This window comes from Micromonospora sp. DT81.3 (genome assembly GCF_049847225.1).
Lineage (GTDB): Bacteria > Actinomycetota > Actinomycetes > Actinomycetales > Microbacteriaceae > Microbacterium.
In genome coordinates this window covers 68,869-84,662 of record NZ_JBNCNY010000007.1, presented here as the reverse complement: position 1 = coordinate 84,662, position 15,794 = coordinate 68,869, and the positions used below count along the sequence as shown (strand labels likewise).

The 15,794-nt window shown below is 68.5% G+C and carries 16 protein-coding genes and 1 pseudogene; 7 read left to right on the top strand and 10 right to left on the bottom strand.

Annotation, left to right across the window (positions count from 1 at the left end; translation table 11 throughout):
• Window positions 1-31 precede the first annotated feature (31 nt).
• Together ACPW96_RS16195 and ACPW96_RS16190 are read left to right on the top strand one after the other, a co-directional pair.
• The gene (locus ACPW96_RS16195) at window positions 32-1,126 is read left to right on the top strand and encodes a DUF998 domain-containing protein (protein WP_425821992.1); all 1,095 of its coding nucleotides are present in this window, start codon (window positions 32-34) and stop codon (window positions 1,124-1,126) included.
• 163 nt (window positions 1,127-1,289) lie between these two features.
• Window positions 1,290-1,913: pseudogene (locus ACPW96_RS16190) on the top strand (hypothetical protein); the annotation flags it as partial.
• Between the two features lie 94 nt (window positions 1,914-2,007).
• Here ACPW96_RS16190 and ACPW96_RS16185 read toward each other — a convergent pair.
• The 3 genes from ACPW96_RS16185 to ACPW96_RS16175 form a co-directional block, all read right to left on the bottom strand.
• Window positions 2,008-5,199, bottom strand: coding sequence for an efflux RND transporter permease subunit (locus tag ACPW96_RS16185; protein ID WP_425884297.1), 3,192 nt, complete (start codon window positions 5,197-5,199; stop codon window positions 2,008-2,010).
• Between the two features lie 127 nt (window positions 5,200-5,326).
• Window positions 5,327-5,716, bottom strand: coding sequence for a fluoride efflux transporter FluC (locus ACPW96_RS16180; RefSeq protein WP_425884296.1), 390 nt, complete (start codon window positions 5,714-5,716; stop codon window positions 5,327-5,329).
• Window positions 5,713-6,129 (bottom strand): fluoride efflux transporter FluC, encoded by a 417-nt coding sequence (locus ACPW96_RS16175; protein WP_425884295.1) that lies wholly within the window; start codon window positions 6,127-6,129, stop codon window positions 5,713-5,715. The genes ACPW96_RS16180 and ACPW96_RS16175 overlap by 4 nt, the downstream gene beginning before the upstream one ends.
• A gap of 154 nt (window positions 6,130-6,283) precedes the next feature.
• Between ACPW96_RS16175 and ACPW96_RS16170 the strand changes: the two genes are divergently transcribed.
• Window positions 6,284-7,867 (top strand): MFS transporter, encoded by a 1,584-nt coding sequence (locus tag ACPW96_RS16170; RefSeq protein ID WP_425884294.1) that lies wholly within the window; start codon window positions 6,284-6,286, stop codon window positions 7,865-7,867.
• A 21-nt stretch (window positions 7,868-7,888) separates the two neighbouring features.
• Here the strand turns inward: ACPW96_RS16170 and ACPW96_RS16165 are convergent, their stop codons facing one another.
• The 3 genes from ACPW96_RS16165 to ACPW96_RS16155 form a co-directional block, all read right to left on the bottom strand.
• Window positions 7,889-8,848, bottom strand: coding sequence for a DNA topoisomerase IB (locus ACPW96_RS16165; RefSeq protein ID WP_425884293.1), 960 nt, complete (start codon window positions 8,846-8,848; stop codon window positions 7,889-7,891).
• Between the two features lies 1 nt (window position 8,849).
• Window positions 8,850-9,092 carry a DUF7218 family protein gene (locus ACPW96_RS16160; RefSeq protein WP_425884292.1) on the bottom strand — a complete coding sequence of 81 codons (243 nt, stop codon included), beginning with the start codon at window positions 9,090-9,092 and terminating at the stop codon, window positions 8,850-8,852.
• 71 nt (window positions 9,093-9,163) lie between these two features.
• Complete coding sequence (locus ACPW96_RS16155) at window positions 9,164-10,051, bottom strand: SDR family oxidoreductase (protein ID WP_425822007.1); 888 nt, start codon at window positions 10,049-10,051, stop codon at window positions 9,164-9,166.
• 191 nt (window positions 10,052-10,242) lie between these two features.
• Between ACPW96_RS16155 and ACPW96_RS16150 the strand changes: the two genes are divergently transcribed.
• Window positions 10,243-10,470 (top strand): hypothetical protein, encoded by a 228-nt coding sequence (locus tag ACPW96_RS16150; protein ID WP_425822009.1) that lies wholly within the window; start codon window positions 10,243-10,245, stop codon window positions 10,468-10,470.
• 144 nt (window positions 10,471-10,614) lie between these two features.
• On the opposite strand, the gene ACPW96_RS16145 is transcribed toward ACPW96_RS16150, so the two are convergent.
• Window positions 10,615-11,370 carry a MerR family transcriptional regulator gene (locus ACPW96_RS16145; RefSeq protein WP_425884290.1) on the bottom strand — a complete coding sequence of 252 codons (756 nt, stop codon included), beginning with the start codon at window positions 11,368-11,370 and terminating at the stop codon, window positions 10,615-10,617.
• Window positions 11,371-11,558: 188 nt separating this feature from the next.
• On the opposite strand from ACPW96_RS16145, the gene ACPW96_RS16140 reads away from it, so the two are divergent.
• Window positions 11,559-12,482, top strand: coding sequence for a DUF4097 family beta strand repeat-containing protein (locus ACPW96_RS16140; RefSeq protein WP_425884289.1), 924 nt, complete (start codon window positions 11,559-11,561; stop codon window positions 12,480-12,482).
• A complete protein-coding gene (locus ACPW96_RS16135; RefSeq protein ID WP_425884287.1) occupies window positions 12,479-13,126 on the top strand; it encodes a PadR family transcriptional regulator in 648 nt (215 codons plus the stop codon). The genes ACPW96_RS16140 and ACPW96_RS16135 overlap by 4 nt, the downstream gene beginning before the upstream one ends.
• On the opposite strand, the gene ACPW96_RS16130 is transcribed toward ACPW96_RS16135, so the two are convergent.
• Window positions 13,110-13,685: a universal stress protein gene (locus ACPW96_RS16130; RefSeq protein ID WP_425822017.1), complete on the bottom strand. Its 576-nt coding sequence runs from the start codon at window positions 13,683-13,685 to the stop codon at window positions 13,110-13,112. The genes ACPW96_RS16135 and ACPW96_RS16130 overlap by 17 nt on opposite strands.
• A 172-nt stretch (window positions 13,686-13,857) precedes the next feature.
• Here ACPW96_RS16130 and ACPW96_RS16125 point away from each other — a divergent pair, with 172 nt between their 5' ends.
• Window positions 13,858-14,034 carry a DUF3073 domain-containing protein gene (locus ACPW96_RS16125; protein ID WP_425822019.1) on the top strand — a complete coding sequence of 59 codons (177 nt, stop codon included), beginning with the start codon at window positions 13,858-13,860 and terminating at the stop codon, window positions 14,032-14,034.
• Window positions 14,035-14,084: 50 nt separating this feature from the next.
• Here ACPW96_RS16125 and ACPW96_RS16120 read toward each other — a convergent pair whose 3' ends face one another.
• Together ACPW96_RS16120 and ACPW96_RS16115 are read right to left on the bottom strand one after the other, a co-directional pair.
• Complete coding sequence (locus tag ACPW96_RS16120) at window positions 14,085-14,498, bottom strand: TIGR02611 family protein (RefSeq protein ID WP_425884285.1); 414 nt, start codon at window positions 14,496-14,498, stop codon at window positions 14,085-14,087.
• A 53-nt stretch (window positions 14,499-14,551) separates the two neighbouring features.
• Window positions 14,552-15,769: an MFS transporter gene (locus ACPW96_RS16115; protein WP_425884283.1), complete on the bottom strand. Its 1,218-nt coding sequence runs from the start codon at window positions 15,767-15,769 to the stop codon at window positions 14,552-14,554.
• Between the last annotated feature and the right edge of the window lie 25 nt (window positions 15,770-15,794).

Sequence of the window (15,794 nt, the reverse complement as noted above, 5' to 3'; positions counted from 1 at the left end):
CCGGGCGCCGCCATGCGCCTACACTGGCGCCATGACCGACGATCGCCCGCGCCGCGACACCTCCCCCCTGATCCCCGACGAGGGGCGCGTGCCGACACTGCGGGTGGAGTCGGCCGCCATCTACATCGCGTTCCTCAGCGGCGCGGTCGGGGCGGTGTACGGCCTGATCGTCGCGCTCGTCGCCGCCGGTGAGCCTCTCTTCGACGGCGTGTGGTCGTTCGGCATGCTTGCCGCGATCGGGGCCGCGGTCGTGGCCGCCGCAGTCTCAGCGGTCGGATACTGGCGCGCACGGCTGCGTCCCGGTCAGGAGTGGCGCCTGTCGCTGCCGGCCTGGAAGTACACGGTCAACACCATCTCGGTCGTCATCGCCCATACGGCGCTGGCCTTCCTGGCGACATACGCGACCTACCGCGTGCTGAGCCTCGGCTTCATCGGGCTGCCCGTCATCACATTCTGGGCGGTCGTGCTCATGGCCGTGACGCTCGGGATGACGGCGTACCTGGTCTTCCTCTCCGCGTCGCGCATGACGACGCAGCGCATGTCGACGCTGCTCATGACGTTCGTGGTGCTCGGCACACTGACGGCGATGGTGACAACGCCCGACAAGGAGTGGTGGGCTGTCCACTTCAGCCAGCTCGGCACGTTCGACGACCTCTCGAGCTGGGTGTTCAACGGCACCCTCATCGCGGGCGGGCTGCTGGTCACCTCCTTCGCCGTCTACATCGCGGTCGATATGGATGCGCTCATGGCGTCCGGGCGACTGACCAATCCGCGCTCGTCGCGCATCGTGTCGAGCCTCTTCGTCGTAATGGGCATCATGCTCGCGTTCGTCGGCATCGTGCCGGTCGATGTCAACCTGCTCATCCACAACCTCGCCGCGACGGGGATGGCGATCATGTTCCTGACGCTGCTGATCGGGGGACCGAAACTGCTCGCCGGGATGCCGCGCACCTACTTCGTCTCCTCGTGGGCGTTCCTCGGCGCCACCGTGGCGTCCGTCATCCTCTTCGTCGTCGGCTACTTCGGCCTGACGGCCTTCGAGATCATCGTGTTCGCGTTGATCTTCGGCTGGATCGCCGTCTTCATCCGTTTCCTGGGCGTGACCGGGCAAGAAGACCCGGCCTGATTCCCGTTTGTCAGGAATCGACGGTACATTCGAGGCAGAGATGCGCGCTGCTGTTGGGGAACACGGACCGGATCAGCGCTCTCCATCTGGGGGTGGGCGGCCGTAGCCTGGGGACTTCAGGGGCGAGAGCGATGATCAACCGACTCACGAAAGACTCCTGATTGTGGCACTAATCGCCGTAGCGCCGCCCTTTGCCCCCTCCCGAGACGCCCCGCTCGCGACCGTCGTCCGCCTGACGACTCCCACACAAGCCGTCCTCGCCGCCGCCGGCGTACTCGTCGCCGGCACTCTGCTGGCCATCTTCACCACCCCCGACGAGCACTGGTGGCACTTGCACTTCAGCCGGCTCGGCACCTTCCGGGAGTTCTCCGGCTACTCCTTCAACGCGACGATCGTCGCGGCCAGCGCGATGCTCGTGCTGTTCGCCGTGCGACTCCGCATCGAGATGCAGCGGCACGCCGGCTCCCCGTTGCTGACCAGCCGGCGCGCCGCGCATGTGGTGCCCGCCCTCGTGGCACTGATCGGCATCCACCTCTCGCTGGTCGGTTTCGCCCCCCTCAACGTCAACCTCTTCATTCACGAGCGCGGCTCCAGCGGTGCCGTCCTGTCCTTCGCGAGCCTGCTCGTCTCCAGCCGATGGATGCTGCGCGGCATGCACCGGCGGGTGGCCATCGCCACGCGACGGGTCGGTGTCTCGCTTGTGTTCTGGGGCGTCTTCTTCGGCTTCGGCGTCATCAATCTGGCCGCTTTCGAGTTCATCGTCTTCAGCCTCATGTTCGCGTGGCTCGTCGTCCTCACCCGCCAGCTGGGGGTGCCCTCCGATGCGCCCGATCCGACCATCGGACCGCCAGGGCAGGACGAGGCTCCGACGCGCGCGGAGATCACTCCGAACTGGACCGACGCGCACGTCGTGTCTGCTGCACGGGCGCTGCCGACGGAAGGGCGCTCACGCCTTCACCCGTCGTGGCGGCCGGCTGCGCGTCCGGACCGTCGGCGGCGCGCCGCCCATCACGACGCTGGCGTGCTCCCTCCACCAGGTTGTAGAGGGTCGGCAGCACCACGAGGGTCAACACGGTCGATGAGATCAGTCCGCCGATCACCACGATCGCGAGCGGCTGAGAGATGAAGCCGCCACTGCCTGTGATCCCGATCGCCATGGGGGTGAGCGCCAGGATCGTCGCCAGCGCCGTCATCAGGATCGGACGCAGGCGCCGGGCCGAGCCGGCCTCCACCGCGTCGCGCACGAGCAGCCCGTTCTCGCGGTACTGATTGACGAGGTCCACGAGCACGATGGCGTTCGTGACGACGATGCCGATCAGCAGCAGCACACCGATCAGCGACGACACGCCGAGCGGCACTCCGGTGATGATCTGCAGCAGGATGGCGCCCGTCGCCGCGAACGGCACCGAGATCAGCAGCAGCAGCGGCTGACGAAGCGACTTGAACGTCGCGACCATGACGATGTACACGATCAGGATGGCGGCGAGCAGCGCCAGCCCGAGCTGCGTGAACGCATCCTGCTGCTCTGTCAGCACACCCCCCACCTCGGCGCTCGCTCCGGTCGGCAGATCGACGGACTCGAGCGCCGCCGTCACCGTCGCCGACGCCGCTGTCAGGTTGTCGGTCGAGGGCGTGACGGTGACCGTCGACACCCGCTGACCGCGCTGGGTGGTGACGGATGTCGGACCCACGGTCTCTTCGACCGAGGCGACCTGCTCGAGCGGGATCGGTCCCGTGGGCGAGGGGATCGGCAGCCGGCGCAGCTCGTCGAGCGACGCGGGAACCTGAGATGCCGCCAGGTACACGGTGAGGGACGTCTCGTCGATCTCGACGGTTCCGATCGACTGGGGCTGCATCGAACTGGAGACGATCGCGCCGACCGCAACCTCACTCAGGCCGAGCTGCGAAGCGGCGTCGCTGTCGACGGTGACCGCGATGTACGGCAGGGCGTCGCTCAGGTTGCTGGACACCTGGCCCACACCGTCCCCCCCGTCGAGCGAGTCCACGACGTCCTGCGTGGCGACTTCGAGGCTTTCCCGGTCCGTCGCCGACACGTTGATCTCGACATCCGATGAGCCGGCGAAGCCGCCGCCGCCGGCGACCGTGAAGGTCCCGGCGTCCTCCAGTTCGGAGACCGCCTCCTGCACCTCTGCGCGCAGTGCGACCTGGTCGGCGTCTTCGGAGGTGGAGATGGAATAGGTGATCCCGCTGCCGCCGCCGGTGAAGGCGTCGCGCAGCGCCGAGCCGCTGGATCCGATGGAGAGCTGCACGGTCTCGATGCCCTCGACGTCCTGAAGAACCGCCTCCACCTCGGTCGCGGCGGCCTCCTCGGCCTCCAGGCTGGCCCCGGGGTCAAGGTTCTGGGTCATGGTGAAGGTGTTCTGCCCCGAGTCGCCGAGGAAGTTCGTCTTCATGAGCGGCGCGAGGGCGAACGTCGCCACGAGGACGAGGCCGGCGAGCACGAGAGTCACCACGGAGTGCCTGAGCGTCCAGCGGAGGATCGGCAGGTACGACCTCTGCAGGCGCGAGGGCGGGGCTGCCGGATCCTGCGGATCGATCGCCGCGCCGGCGGCATCCAGAACCGGCTTCCCGGGGCGGAGGAACCAGTACGCGAGCACCGGAACGATCGTGAGCGAGACGAACAGGGATGCCACCATGGCGATCGTGACGGTCAGGGCGAAGGGTCGGAACAGCTCGCCGGTCACGTCGCCCACGAACGCGATGGGCAGGAAGACGGCGACGGTCGTGACCGTGGAGGCCGAAACGGCGGTGGCCACCTCTTTGACCGAGAGCAGGATCGACTGCAGCTTGTCGGCCTCGCCGACGTAGTGCCGCTTGATGTTCTCGATGACGACGATCGAGTCATCGACGACGCGTCCGATGGCGATCGTGAGCGCGCCGAGGGTGAGGATGTTGAGCGAGTAGCCGAAGGCCTGGATGCCGATGAAGGTGATCAGCACGCTGGTCGGGATCGAGATCGCCGTGACGAGCGTCGCGCGCACCGACATGAGGAAGATCAGGATGACCAGCACGGCGAAGACCAGGCCGAGCATGCCCTCGACCGCCAGGGCGTTGATCGACTCCTGGATGTAGGGCGCCTGATCGAAGACGATCGTGAACGCCGCGCCGTCGAGAGAGTCCTCGAGCTCCGGCAGCACGGCCAGCACCCCGGTGGAGACCTCGACGGTGTTGGCCGATGGCAGCTTGGTGACCGCTACGGTGACCGCCGGCTCGCCGTTCACCCGAGAGATGGTGGTGATCGGGTCGGCTTCCTCAGCGACCGCCGCGACGTCGGCGATGGTGACGAGTCCCGATTCGGCCTGCTCCGCATCGGACGGCACCAGCGGCAGCGCCGCGATGGCCTCGACCGACTCGATCTTCTCGCCCGTCTGCACGGTGAGCGTGCTGCCGTCCTCGGTGATCTCGCCGCCGGGGAACAGCACGCCGTTCTGGTCGAGCGCGTCGCGGATCGCCTGCTGCGTGAAGCCCGCGGCGGCGAGCGCCGCCTGGTCGGGAGTGATCGTGACGCGCTGCCCGATGCCGCCGACGATCGCGGCGGCGTTGACCCCCTCGACGTCCTCGAGCTCGGGGATGACGGAGCGCTCGAGCTGCGCCTGGATCGTCTGCTGGTCGTCGTAGCCGGTGACGGCGAGCTGGATGACCGGGAAGTCGTCGATGGAGGCCGAGAACACTTGCGGATCCACACTCTCGGGAAGCTCGCCGGAGATGCGGTTGATGGCCTGGTTGAGCTTCTGCTCGGCGGTCGCGAGGTCCGTGCCGTAGGTGAAGGACACCTGGATGATCGAGGCGTTGGTCGTGCTGGTCGCGGTGGTCGACTCCAGCCCAGGCACGCCTTGGATGGCCGACTCGATCGGCGTGGACACGTCGTTGTTGACGACCTCCGGCGAGGCGCCGGGGTACGCCGACACGATCGCGAGCTGTGGGAATTCGATGGAGGGAATGAGCTCCTGCTTGAGGCTGGTGAGCGCCAGCCCCCCGAACACCGCCGCGGCGATCGTGATGAGGGCGATGAGCGCCCTGTTCCTCAGGCTCAGAACGGCAAGTTTCGACACGGGGGACTCTCGATGAAGATGTGAGGCGACGGCAGCGAGGCGCACCGTCGATACGGTGCTGTATCCAGTCGTTCTCAGTATTCCACGGCTGGCATGGCCCAAGCTGTGCGGATGCCGCCCGCCTCCGTCAGAACGCCGTGGTGAGAACCGCGCCGACGGCCAGGCCGAGCGCTGCCAGGATGACGGCGACGACCAGTTGCGCGCCGCCGCGAAGCGCCGCGCCGCGATAGTCCCGGCGCTCGAGGGCGAGAGCCGCCTCGACGGCGACGGCGCTGAATGTCGTGTACCCCCCGAGCAGCCCGACGCCGAGAATCGCGACCCACGGCGGGGAGACGGTCAGAGACTGCGTCGCCCCGGTGAGCGCGCCGAGAAGGAATGAGCCCGTGAGGTTCACGGTGGTGATTCCCCACGGGTAGGAGCCCCTCGTGCGGGCGAGAACCGCCCGATCGAGCAGGAAGCGGAGCGCGGCGCCGAACCCGCCGGCGACCGCGACGCCGATGAAGAGCAGGGGGCTCAAGAGCCGGCCCGCCTGGCCGCGCCGCGTGCTCCCAGGCGCAGCCCGACGGCGGCCGCCGCGATCCCGGCGACGACGCTCCCGCCGGCGTAGACCGCTGCGAGCACCGGCTGGCTCTGCCACAGCACGGCGGTGTCGCCGGCGAGCGCACTGTACGTCGTGAATCCACCCAGCACGCCGGCCCCGAGCACAGCCCGCACGGCGCGGAGCTCGTCACTGTCCGGCCTCCGAGCCAGCACGGCGTAGAGCAGTCCGAGCAGCAGCGCGCCGAGCACATTGACAGAGAACACCGCATAGGGGACCCCATCGGCCGCGGGCCACAAGAGGATGGCACCCTCGCGTGCCGCGGTTCCGACAGCGCCACCGACCGCTACCAGCCCCACATGGCGCCAGCGGAGCGGAGTCGCCCGGTTCATCTCTCCACGGTAGCGCGGCGGTCCAAGCGGCCGCCCGACGGGAAGCCGTCCGCCCGTTGCACATCACCCGGACGGGGTGATGCATGCCGGCGGCGCGCTCACGAAGATGGGAGGGGTCGCCGCGGAACACCGTCGGCCGAGAGAGGGCGCACCCATGACGGCGCAGACACCGACCGAGACGTTCAACGGCAGGCTTGCTCTGCTGCTGGCGATGGCGATGTTCGTGCTCGTCGTCGACACATCGATCATGAACGTGTCGATCTCCGCCGTTGTGCACGACATCGGCGCGAGTGTCAGCGACATCCAGTCGGCGATCGCACTCGAGGCCCTGGTCTCGGCCGCATTCATCCTGATCGGCAGCAAGGTCGGCGATCTGATCGGTCGCAAGCGCGCCTATGTCATCGGCCTGCTCTGCTATGCGGTCGGTGCCATCGCGATGACGCTGACGCAGTCCATCGTGCCCATCATCATCTTCTGGGCGGTGATCGGGGGGCTGGGCGCTTCACTGCTTCTTCCCTCCATGCAGTCCCTCATCCACGGCAACTTCGAGGGCGCGAACCAGAAGCGTGTCTACGCGCTGGTGGGCGGCTCGGCCGCCATCGCCGCCGCGGTGGGGCCCTTGATCGGTGGATTCATCACCACGTTCCTCTCCTGGAGGATCGCCTTCCTGCTGGAGGCGGTGGTCATCGGCATCGTGCTGCTGGGCATCAAGCTCGTGCACGATGTGCCCTACACCGGCAGCCGCGAGATCGACGCCGTGGGCTCCATCCTCTCCGTCGTCGGAATGGGCGGCGTAGTCATCGGGATCCTCGTCTGGCAGGAGGGGGAGGGTCCCGTCCTGCTCATCATCTCGGTCGGCCTGATCGGCCTGGTCAGCCTCGCCTTCTGGCTGCTGCGCCGCAAGCGCCGCGAGAAGGCGACGCTGCTCGACCCGGACCTCTTCCGCTCCAAGCCCTTCCGCCTCGGGGTGACACAGCAGATGTTCCAGCAGATCGCCCTCGGCGGCACGATGATCGTGCTGCCGATCTACCTGCAGATGGTGCTCGGCTACAACGCGCTGCAGGCGGGCCTGTCCATCGCGCCGCTGTCGCTCAGCATGTTCGCCGTCGCGATGTTCGTCGGAAGAATGAAGGGCGGCCCTCGGCCGGCCACACTCATCCTGTGGGGCTTCCTGCTTCTGATGGCCGGGCTGCTCATCCTGATCCCGATCGTTCCGCGCGCGGAATCGGGATGGCTGCTGCTGGGTCCGCTTCTGATCGCCGGCAGCGGTCTGGGGCTCCTGGTATCCCAGCTGAACAACTACACCCTCTCGCCGATCACGGACGAGCGGGTAAGCGAGGCGGCCGGGGTCAACTCGGCGGCCGGATCGTTCGGACTGTCGTTCGGTCTCGCCTTCGCCGGTGCCATCATGCTGGCATCCCTCGCGCTGATCTTCACCACGATGGCGGCATCCAGCACGGTCCTTCCCGACGACGAGAAGCAGCAGGTCGCGACGGTGCTGGAGGAGGATGCCGAGTTCATGAGCAACGCGGCGCTGGCCGAACTCCTCGTCGATCAGCCGGAGGACATCCAGGCGGAGATCATCCGGATCAACACCGAGGCGCGCCCACTCGCCCTTCAGATCGCCCTCTTGATCCCCATCGTGGTGGCGATGCTCGGAGCCATCAATGCGCTCCGGATGCGCCGGCTGCCCGACCCGAAATCCGCCGGATCGGGCGCCGCCAGTCTGCTCGAGTGACCCGCGGGGTTCGCGCGCACGTCAGGAGAGCAGACGCCTGAGCGCGGCCTCCGGCGACCCCTTCAGGTCCATCGTCTCGCCCCGCTCGTACTTCGCGAAGACCCCGGGGTGGATGTAGCTGCGCCGCGCGACCGCCACCGTGTTGCCGAGCGCGTCGGCGGTCGCCTGCACGGCCAGTCGCTCCGCCTCCGCCCGCTCTCGCCCGCTCGACACCGGACCGATCTTCGCGAGCGCCTCGGCCGCCAATACAGTGCCGCGCAGGGTGCGGAAGTCCTTCGCGGTGAAGAGGCCGCCCGTGAGGGCACGCACGTGGTCGTTCACCTCGCCGGTGCTCACAGGGACGCGGCGCCGTCCGCGGCGGTACGACAGCAGGGGCGCACGGGGCTTGCCGACAGCCAGTTCTGCGATCGCCGCCGCCAGGTCCGCATCATCGACGGTGAGCAGCGCGCGCTTGCCGCTCTTCGCCGGAAAGGTGAGGGTCACCACGGAGTCCTCGACGGTGGCGTCGCCTCGGCGGAGCGTGGTGAGGCCCCGGCTGCCGTTCGCCTGCAGGTAGCGGGGAGACCCGACACGAGGAGCCGCCTGGTCGAGCAGCCGGAAGGCCGCGGCCAGCACGCGGTTGCGTGTGAGGCCCTCGCTTCTCAAGTCGGCCGTCACCCGGGCTCGGGCGCGGGGCAGGGCGTCAGCGAGCAGCAGCACCCGCGCGTACTTGCCCTTATCGCGCCGCGCCGCCCAGTCCGGATGGTAGATGTACTGCTTGCGGCCCTTCTGGTCGGTGCCGATCGCCTGGATGTGACCATCGGGACGCTCGGAGATCCAGACCTGCTCCCACGCAGGCGGGATGACCAGCGCACGGGCGCGCGCGACATCCTGCCTCTTGACCGGCTTGCCTTTCGCGGTGATGTACCGGAAGCCGGCGCCGGAGCGCACCCGGCGGAACCCTGGATCCTCGAACGGCGTGACCCTGACGAGCTTCGCCACGTCAGTGGCTGCGCAGCATGGAGATCAGTTCGCCCTTGCGCTTGCCGGAGTAGCCCGAGATGCCGAGCTCCTTCGCGCGCTTGCGCAGCCGGTCCACCGTCCAGTCGTCATAGTCGTCCGACCTGCCGCCGCGGTTGCCGACCGCCGAGCGACCGTCCCGCGAAGCGGCGTTCGCGATGCGCGCGGCCTTCTCCTTCGATGCCCCCTCGTCGCGAAGCTCCGCATAGAGCTCCCTGTCCTTCACGCTGTTCGATCCTCGTCCTTGGGGCATCGCGCCCCTCCTTCCGCTGCGGGATCCGCCGGGTCGGCGGCTGGTCAGAGACCCTTGCCGCCCGTAACGGGCAGCACGGCGCCCGATACGTACGAAGCCGCCTCACTCGCAAGGTATACGTAGGCGCCCGCCAGCTCGGCCGGCTGGCCGGGGCGGCCGAGCGGCGTGTCGGATCCGAACGACGCGAGCTTCTCATCCTCCCACCCCGTTGCGGGGATGAGCGGCGTCCAGATCGGACCGGGCGCAACGGCATTGACACGGATGCCGCGGGGTCCCAGTTCCTCGGCCAGCGCCTTGACGAACGCGACCTGCGCGGCCTTGGTCATCGCGTAGTCGATCAGGGAATTCGATGGGTCCGAGGCCTGGATCGAAGACGTGACGATGATGGAGGCGCCGGGAGCGAGGTGGGGAACCGCCGCTCGCGCCGTGAAGATCTGCGCGTACAGGTTCGTCCGGAAGACCCGGTCGAACTCCTCCGTCTCGAGGTTCTCGATGCCCTTGCGATCCCGCTGATAGGCCGCGTTCAGGACGAGCAGGTCGAGTCCGCCGAACTCCTGGACGGTCTTCTCGACGATCTCCGCGCAGTAGGCCTCCTCGCGGAGGTCGCCCGGCAGATTCAGCGCCTTGACGCCGGCCTCGGCGATCCGCTTGGCCGTATCCTCGGCATCCTCCTGCTCCTCCGGGAGGTAGCTGATCGCGACATCCGCCCCCTCGCGGGCGAAGGCGATGGCGACGGCCCTGCCGATCCCGGAGTCGCCGCCCGTGATCAGTGCGCGGCGCCCGCTCAGCCGAGACGAGCCGCGGTACGTCTGCTCGCCGTGGTCGGGCGTGGGCATGGTGTCACCCGTGGTGCCCGGCTGGCCCTGGTCCTGGGCGGGGGGCTGGGGCTGGGGGTACTTGGTCGTCGGGTCGGTGAGGGCGTCGTGGGACACGCTTTCTCCTTCATGGATGCTTGGCGAAGGCCTTCGCCGCTCGCTGCGGTCCTCTGACGCTAGGAGACGCCACAGGCGCGGTCAGGGGGCTTGACAAGGCCCTGGTGCCCTCGCAGACGAGAGAGCTATCACCGCGCCGGGGTGTCGTCAACCCCCTGAGCGATCCACTTCGACGCGCCTAGCGTGGGGTTGTGCCCACCGGCACCGCCTCGCGACGCCCGAGCGAGACAGCATTGCAGAAGGAGAACCCCTTCATGAACATCCTCGCCCTTGTCATCATCGTCGTCGCGGTCGTCCTCCTCATCACCGGAGGCTTCGTCCAGTCCCTTCAGTTCCTGCTGTGGATCGGGTTGATCCTGGCGGCGATCGCAGTCGTCCTATTCCTCGTTCGAGCCCTCAGCGGGCGCAACCGGGTTTAGGCAGATCCCCTGAGAGGCGCCGCCTGAGCGCGGGCCTCTCCTTCACGGGGATGCCGACGGATGCCACGGTCCGGGGGGCCCGCGGCATCCGTCGTTCTCTTTCCCTCGAGGGTTCGCCCTAGAGGTTCGCCCTAGAGGTTCGCCCTAGAGGTTCGCCTCTGCGTAGACGCGGAGCGCGTCGCGCACGAACGTCGCTCCCTCTTCGCCGCCGTAGTTGGCGCCGAAGCGCGGGTCGGCGACATACATCTCCCCGAGCCCGATCACATACGCCTTGACGTTGTCCGGGTCGGTCGCAGGGGTTCCGGGGATGCCGGTCAGCCATTCGACGTGACGCCCGGCCAGCGCCTGGGCCTCGGCGCTCTCGGGCGCGATGCCGCTTTCGGCGGCGGCGATCCAGTCGGTGCCCAGGTCGGCGACGCGCCGCTTCCAGCCCGCCTTCTCTTCGGCGGTCATGCCTCGCCACCAGCGGTCGCTGTCGGCGTAGGCCTGCGCGCCCCATCGCTGTTCGACTTCGTCCTTGTACTGCGTGTGATCGAAGCCGTCGAACACGTTCTCTGCCATCAGTTGTTCACCCCCTCTCAATGCGTGGATGGTCGATTCGACCGACGCGATCTGGCGCGTCAGCCGGTCCTGTTCCTGACGCAGCCACGCGAGGTGGCCGGTCAGGGCGTCTTCCTGGGTGTGCTCGCGATCGAGCACCTCCCCGATCTGCGGCAGGCCGAGCCCGAGCTCCCGCAGCAGCAGGATCCGCTGCAGCCGCACGAGCGCCGCTTCGTCGTAGTGCCGGTAGCCGTTCGGCCCGACCGAGGACGCCGGCAGCAAGCCGATATCGCCGTAGTGGCGCAGCGTGCGACTGGTCGTTCCGGCGAGCTTGGCGATCTGCTGGATCGACCACTCCATGACTGTTCCCTTCTGCGTGAGTGCCTCGGCTCTTCGTCAGCGCACCGATCAACACGCTATGGGTTGACGCTGCGTCAATGTCAAACGCCGTTGGGCGCACTCCCAGCATCCAGTCTCGCAACTCGCGATATATCGTGTTAGTCTGCTTCAACGCGATATATCGCGATCCCAACAAATCAGGAGCAACAATGTCACTCGAGAAGTGGATCATCCACCCGGGCGAGACGCGTGTCATCGACATCGAGGCCGTCCGCAAGCTCAAGGTCGGCCTCATCGGCGGCCAGATCGACGTCATCGCGCACGACGAACCCGGCGCGCGCATCGAGGTGCACGGCGTCACGATCAAGGACCTGCGCATCGAGGTCACCGGCGACGTCGTCGAGATCGACCACCCGCAGCTGCGCTGGGACAACTTCCTCGAGGTATTCCGCAACTTCGGCAGCAGCGGTCCCAAGGCCGAGATCAGCGTGGCTGTCCCGCGCAGCGTCGCCCTCACCCTCGGCGTGGTCAGCGCGAGCGCCCTCGTCGCCGGCCTCGAGCAGGACGCCCGCCTGAACACCGTCTCCGGCGACATCATCGTCGACGGACTCAAGGGCGACCTCACCGTCAACGCCGTGTCCGGCGACGTGCAGGTGCGGCAGCTGGAGGGCGCGCTGAGCGCCAACAGCGTCTCCGGCGACGTCGCCGTGACGGGCACCGTGCGCAAGGCGACCGTCGACACCGTCTCGGGGAACATCGTCGTCGACTCCGTAGGCGGGATCAGCGCGATCAGCCTCAACTCGGTGAGCGGCAACGGCACGATCCGTCTGGATGACGGACACCCGGCGAACTTCGCCGTGCGCACGGTGAGCGGTCGGGTGCAGGTCGATGGCGTCGTCCGCTCGAGCGGTCGGCCCACCAACTACCAGGGGTCCGTCGGCGAGCTGAGCGGGTCGTTCGTCGATGTGCGGGCCAACGCCGTCTCCGGCGACCTGACCGTGCTTCGCCGCGCCGCCCTGACCTCGTCGACCGATACGGTACAGGATGCCCTGAGCGGCGACCAGAGCGGCAGAATCGGCACCGGCTTCGGCGACGGCTTCGGCCAGGATCTCGGAAGGGAATCGCAGTCATGACCCCGGTCTTCTCACACGGCGACCTGCGCCTCTACCTGCTCAGCCTGCTCGATGAGGGCCCGCGCCACGGCTATGACATCATGCAGGCGCTGTCCGATCGCACCGGCGGCACCTACACCGCCAGTGCCGGCACGATCTACCCCCGCCTCGCCAAGCTCGAGGAGGAGGGCCTGGTGACCAAGACGGTCGATGGACGCAAGACGGTCTATGAGATCACGGATGCGGGGCGCGCCGAGGTCGCGTCCCGGGCCGGCGACCTCGAGGGCATCGAAGCCGGCCTCGCCGACTCTGTGCGACTGATCGCCGACGAGGTGCGCGGCAGCGTGCGTGAGGCGATGAAGAGTCTGCGAGCGGACCTGGCCGCCGCCAGCACCCAGGAGCGCGCACAGCCTGCGTACTCGGCTCCGACGGGCACGCCGCAGGATGACCCGCGGGTGTTCAGCCGCGAGCAGCTGCACCGGGCGGATGCCGCCATCAACGAGTTCCGCGCCGGTGTGCGCAGCGACCTTCGTTCGCACATTGCACGCGGCGGATCGCTCGAGGCATCCCTCGTCGACACCCTGGCCACCGCTCTGGAGTCGGCCGCCGCCGCGCTCCGCGGCAGCCTGCAGGGCGCTCAGACGGGGACTACTCCTCCCAGATGAGCTCCTGATCGTCCGGCACCGGCTCACCTAGTGGCACCACGAGGATGTTGTGGCGCTGCCGGTGGGCCAGCCGAGCGGCCACCGACCCGGTGAAGAACTCGCGGATCGATTCCCCGATGCCGCGCTTGCGCGTGCCCACCACGATCAGGCGCGCCTCCACCCGGTCGGCGAGCTGCTTGATGGCCAGAGCGGGGTCGCCGACGAGCTGCCGAGCCGTCCACCGCACGTCGGTGCCGGTCAGCGTCTCGGTCGCCATCTTCGTGACGGCCGTGAAGTCGCCCACGCCGGGGTCGATGTTCATGTCGATGGGCGCCGAGTGCACATACCCGTCGGGATCCTCGTACGTGACGAAGCGCGTCACGTCGACATACGTGACGATGAGGTAGGTCCCGTGCAGCCGCGCGTAGCGCGCCCCCTCCTTCAGCACCCGGAGGGACTGTCCGGGGACGACGCCGGCGATGACGGCGCCCCGCAGCGCGGCGTCATCGACCTCTTCACCGGCCGTCGGGGTGGGCTGTGCCTCGTCATTCGACGGCGATCCCGGAGAAACGTTCGACATGCCAGAAGACCCCTTTCGCGGCGCGCGAAACCACTCCGCACGGGCGCGCAGAGCGCTGAGCCGCATACCCCGCGTGCTATTCTGAATGCTACTCTTTCCGGCCCCGAGCCGGTTTCGTGAATGCGTCGGGCTCGCCAAATGCCCGCAGCTCAACTCGTGAGGGGGGTCTCGCATGGGGCGTGGCCGTCAGAAGGCGAAGCACACCAAGATCGCGCGTGAGCTCAAGTCGTACAGCCCGAGCGTGAACTACTCGGCGCTCGAAAAGGAGCTGCACCCGGAGGGTGAAGACCTGTACGTCGACAAGTGGGCCGACGACTACTCCGGAGAGTACGAGGACGAGAAGGCGTAGCGCCTCGATCGCTCCGACGACGCCCCTCCTGAGGGGCCGTCTCGTCGCGCTTACGGCGTCTGCGCCTGCCGGGCGTGCGCGTTCGCGGCGCGCTCCCACTCGGCCTGCGCGCGACGCTGGGCCCTGCGCGCCGTGAACCAGGTCCAGAACCGGTCGAGTGTGCGCTTCAGCCACGTTGCGACCCGCTTGGCCCAGTGGAACTCCGTGCCGAGGATCGCGAGGCCGAGGAACACGACGAGCCACCCCGGACCCGGGAGCGGAACGAGCAGCAGGCCGATGATCGAGAGGCCCCCTCCCAGCACGCCGACCGTCACGCGATAGGTCTTCTCGAGGATCGGGTGCCTCGACATCCAGACCCGCAGGGAGCGCAGGCCACGCCGGATCGGCTGGTCGCGGCGCTCCCCCTGCACGATCTCCTCGCGGATGGTGCGCTCGAGCAAGGCGATCCGGTCGTCGTTCGTCATGGCGACACGCTAACACGATATATCGCGATTGGACTGGGAGTCCGCCGAATGGTTCACCGGCGCAGGTCCTGCTCGATCGCGCGCGGACGGGCGGCGACCAGGCCGGCCAGCGCGGCGATCGGTGCCGTGCACAGCAGCATCCACAGGGGCGCCGTCCAGCCGCCTGTCGCCTGCACCACCGCACCGATGCCGATCGGGAACGCGGCGGCGATGGCATACCCCACGCTCTGCACGAAACCGCTGAGGGCGACGGATGCCTCGTGCGAGCGCGTGCGCAGATTGACGAGCACCAGCGCCAGCGGGAACAGAGCCTGGCTCAGGGCGATGAGCAGGATCCAGAGCCATGGGGCGGCATCCGGCACGAAGATGAGTCCGAGGTAGCCGGCGGCGAGGCCTCCCGTGGCGACGCCGACGATCGTCTTGACGATGCCGAGGCGGGCAGTCAGCAGCGGCACGAAGAGCGACAGCGGAAGCCCGACGATCGCGAAAAGCGACAGCAGCGCCCCCGCCTCGCGCGCCGGCACGCCCGCCACCCGCACCAGCATCGTCGGGGCCCAGGCGAACATCGTGTACGCCGTGATGCTCGACGTGGTGAAGAGCACGGCGATCGCCCACGCCATGGGCGAGGCCCACAGTCGCCGCACCGCCGGCCCGGCCGCTGCGGTGTGAACCTCGTCCGCGCGGCCGGCACGCGCCCGCAGCAGCAGGGCCACCCATGGCACGACGGCCACGGCCGCCACGACGCCCCACTGGGCGAGGGCCCAGCGCCAGCCCACGGCGTCGGCCACGGGCACCGCCACCAGCGGGGGGATGAAGGTGCTGAAGGCCATCGCGGTCATGTACATCGTGGTGACGAGCCCGATGCGATCCGGGAAGTACTTCTTCACCAGCGGAGGAAGCACCACATTGCCCACGGCCACGCCGGCGAAGATCGCGACCGTGGCAGTGAGCAGCAGACCGGCCGTCGTCGCCGTTCCCCGCAGGCACAGAGAGAGCGAGAGCACGATGATCGCGATCACGAGCAGCCGCTCGAGCCCGACCCGTCGCGCCAGCAGCGGCGTCAGCACGCCGAAGATCGCGAAGCACACCGGAGGAGCGCTGCCGAGCAGGCCGAGCGCCACCGGGGAGATGGGGATGTCGACCTGGATGCGCTCGACGAGAGGCGACAGCGAGGCGACCGCGCTCCGCAGGTTGAGCGCGACGAGCAGGATGCCGGTGAGCGCCAGGGCGCGGCCGCGCCAGAGCGGGCGCCGCGTATCGGGAACCGTCACCGCGGCACCGGAGTCACAGTGCCGC

Coding starts and splice junctions, on each gene's coding strand:
- ACPW96_RS16195 (WP_425821992.1), top strand. CDS start 32: ATGACCGACGATCGCCCGCGCCGCGACACCTCCCCCCTGATCCCCGAC.
- ACPW96_RS16175 (WP_425884295.1), bottom strand. CDS start 6,129: ATGAACCGGGCGACTCCGCTCCGCTGGCGCCATGTGGGGCTGGTAGCG.
- ACPW96_RS16170 (WP_425884294.1), top strand. CDS start 6,284: ATGACGGCGCAGACACCGACCGAGACGTTCAACGGCAGGCTTGCTCTG.
- ACPW96_RS16145 (WP_425884290.1), bottom strand. CDS start 11,370: ATGGAGTGGTCGATCCAGCAGATCGCCAAGCTCGCCGGAACGACCAGT.
- ACPW96_RS16140 (WP_425884289.1), top strand. CDS start 11,559: ATGTCACTCGAGAAGTGGATCATCCACCCGGGCGAGACGCGTGTCATC.
- ACPW96_RS16135 (WP_425884287.1), top strand. CDS start 12,479: ATGACCCCGGTCTTCTCACACGGCGACCTGCGCCTCTACCTGCTCAGC.
- ACPW96_RS16130 (WP_425822017.1), bottom strand. CDS start 13,685: ATGTCGAACGTTTCTCCGGGATCGCCGTCGAATGACGAGGCACAGCCC.
- ACPW96_RS16125 (WP_425822019.1), top strand. CDS start 13,858: ATGGGGCGTGGCCGTCAGAAGGCGAAGCACACCAAGATCGCGCGTGAG.
- ACPW96_RS16120 (WP_425884285.1), bottom strand. CDS start 14,498: ATGACGAACGACGACCGGATCGCCTTGCTCGAGCGCACCATCCGCGAG.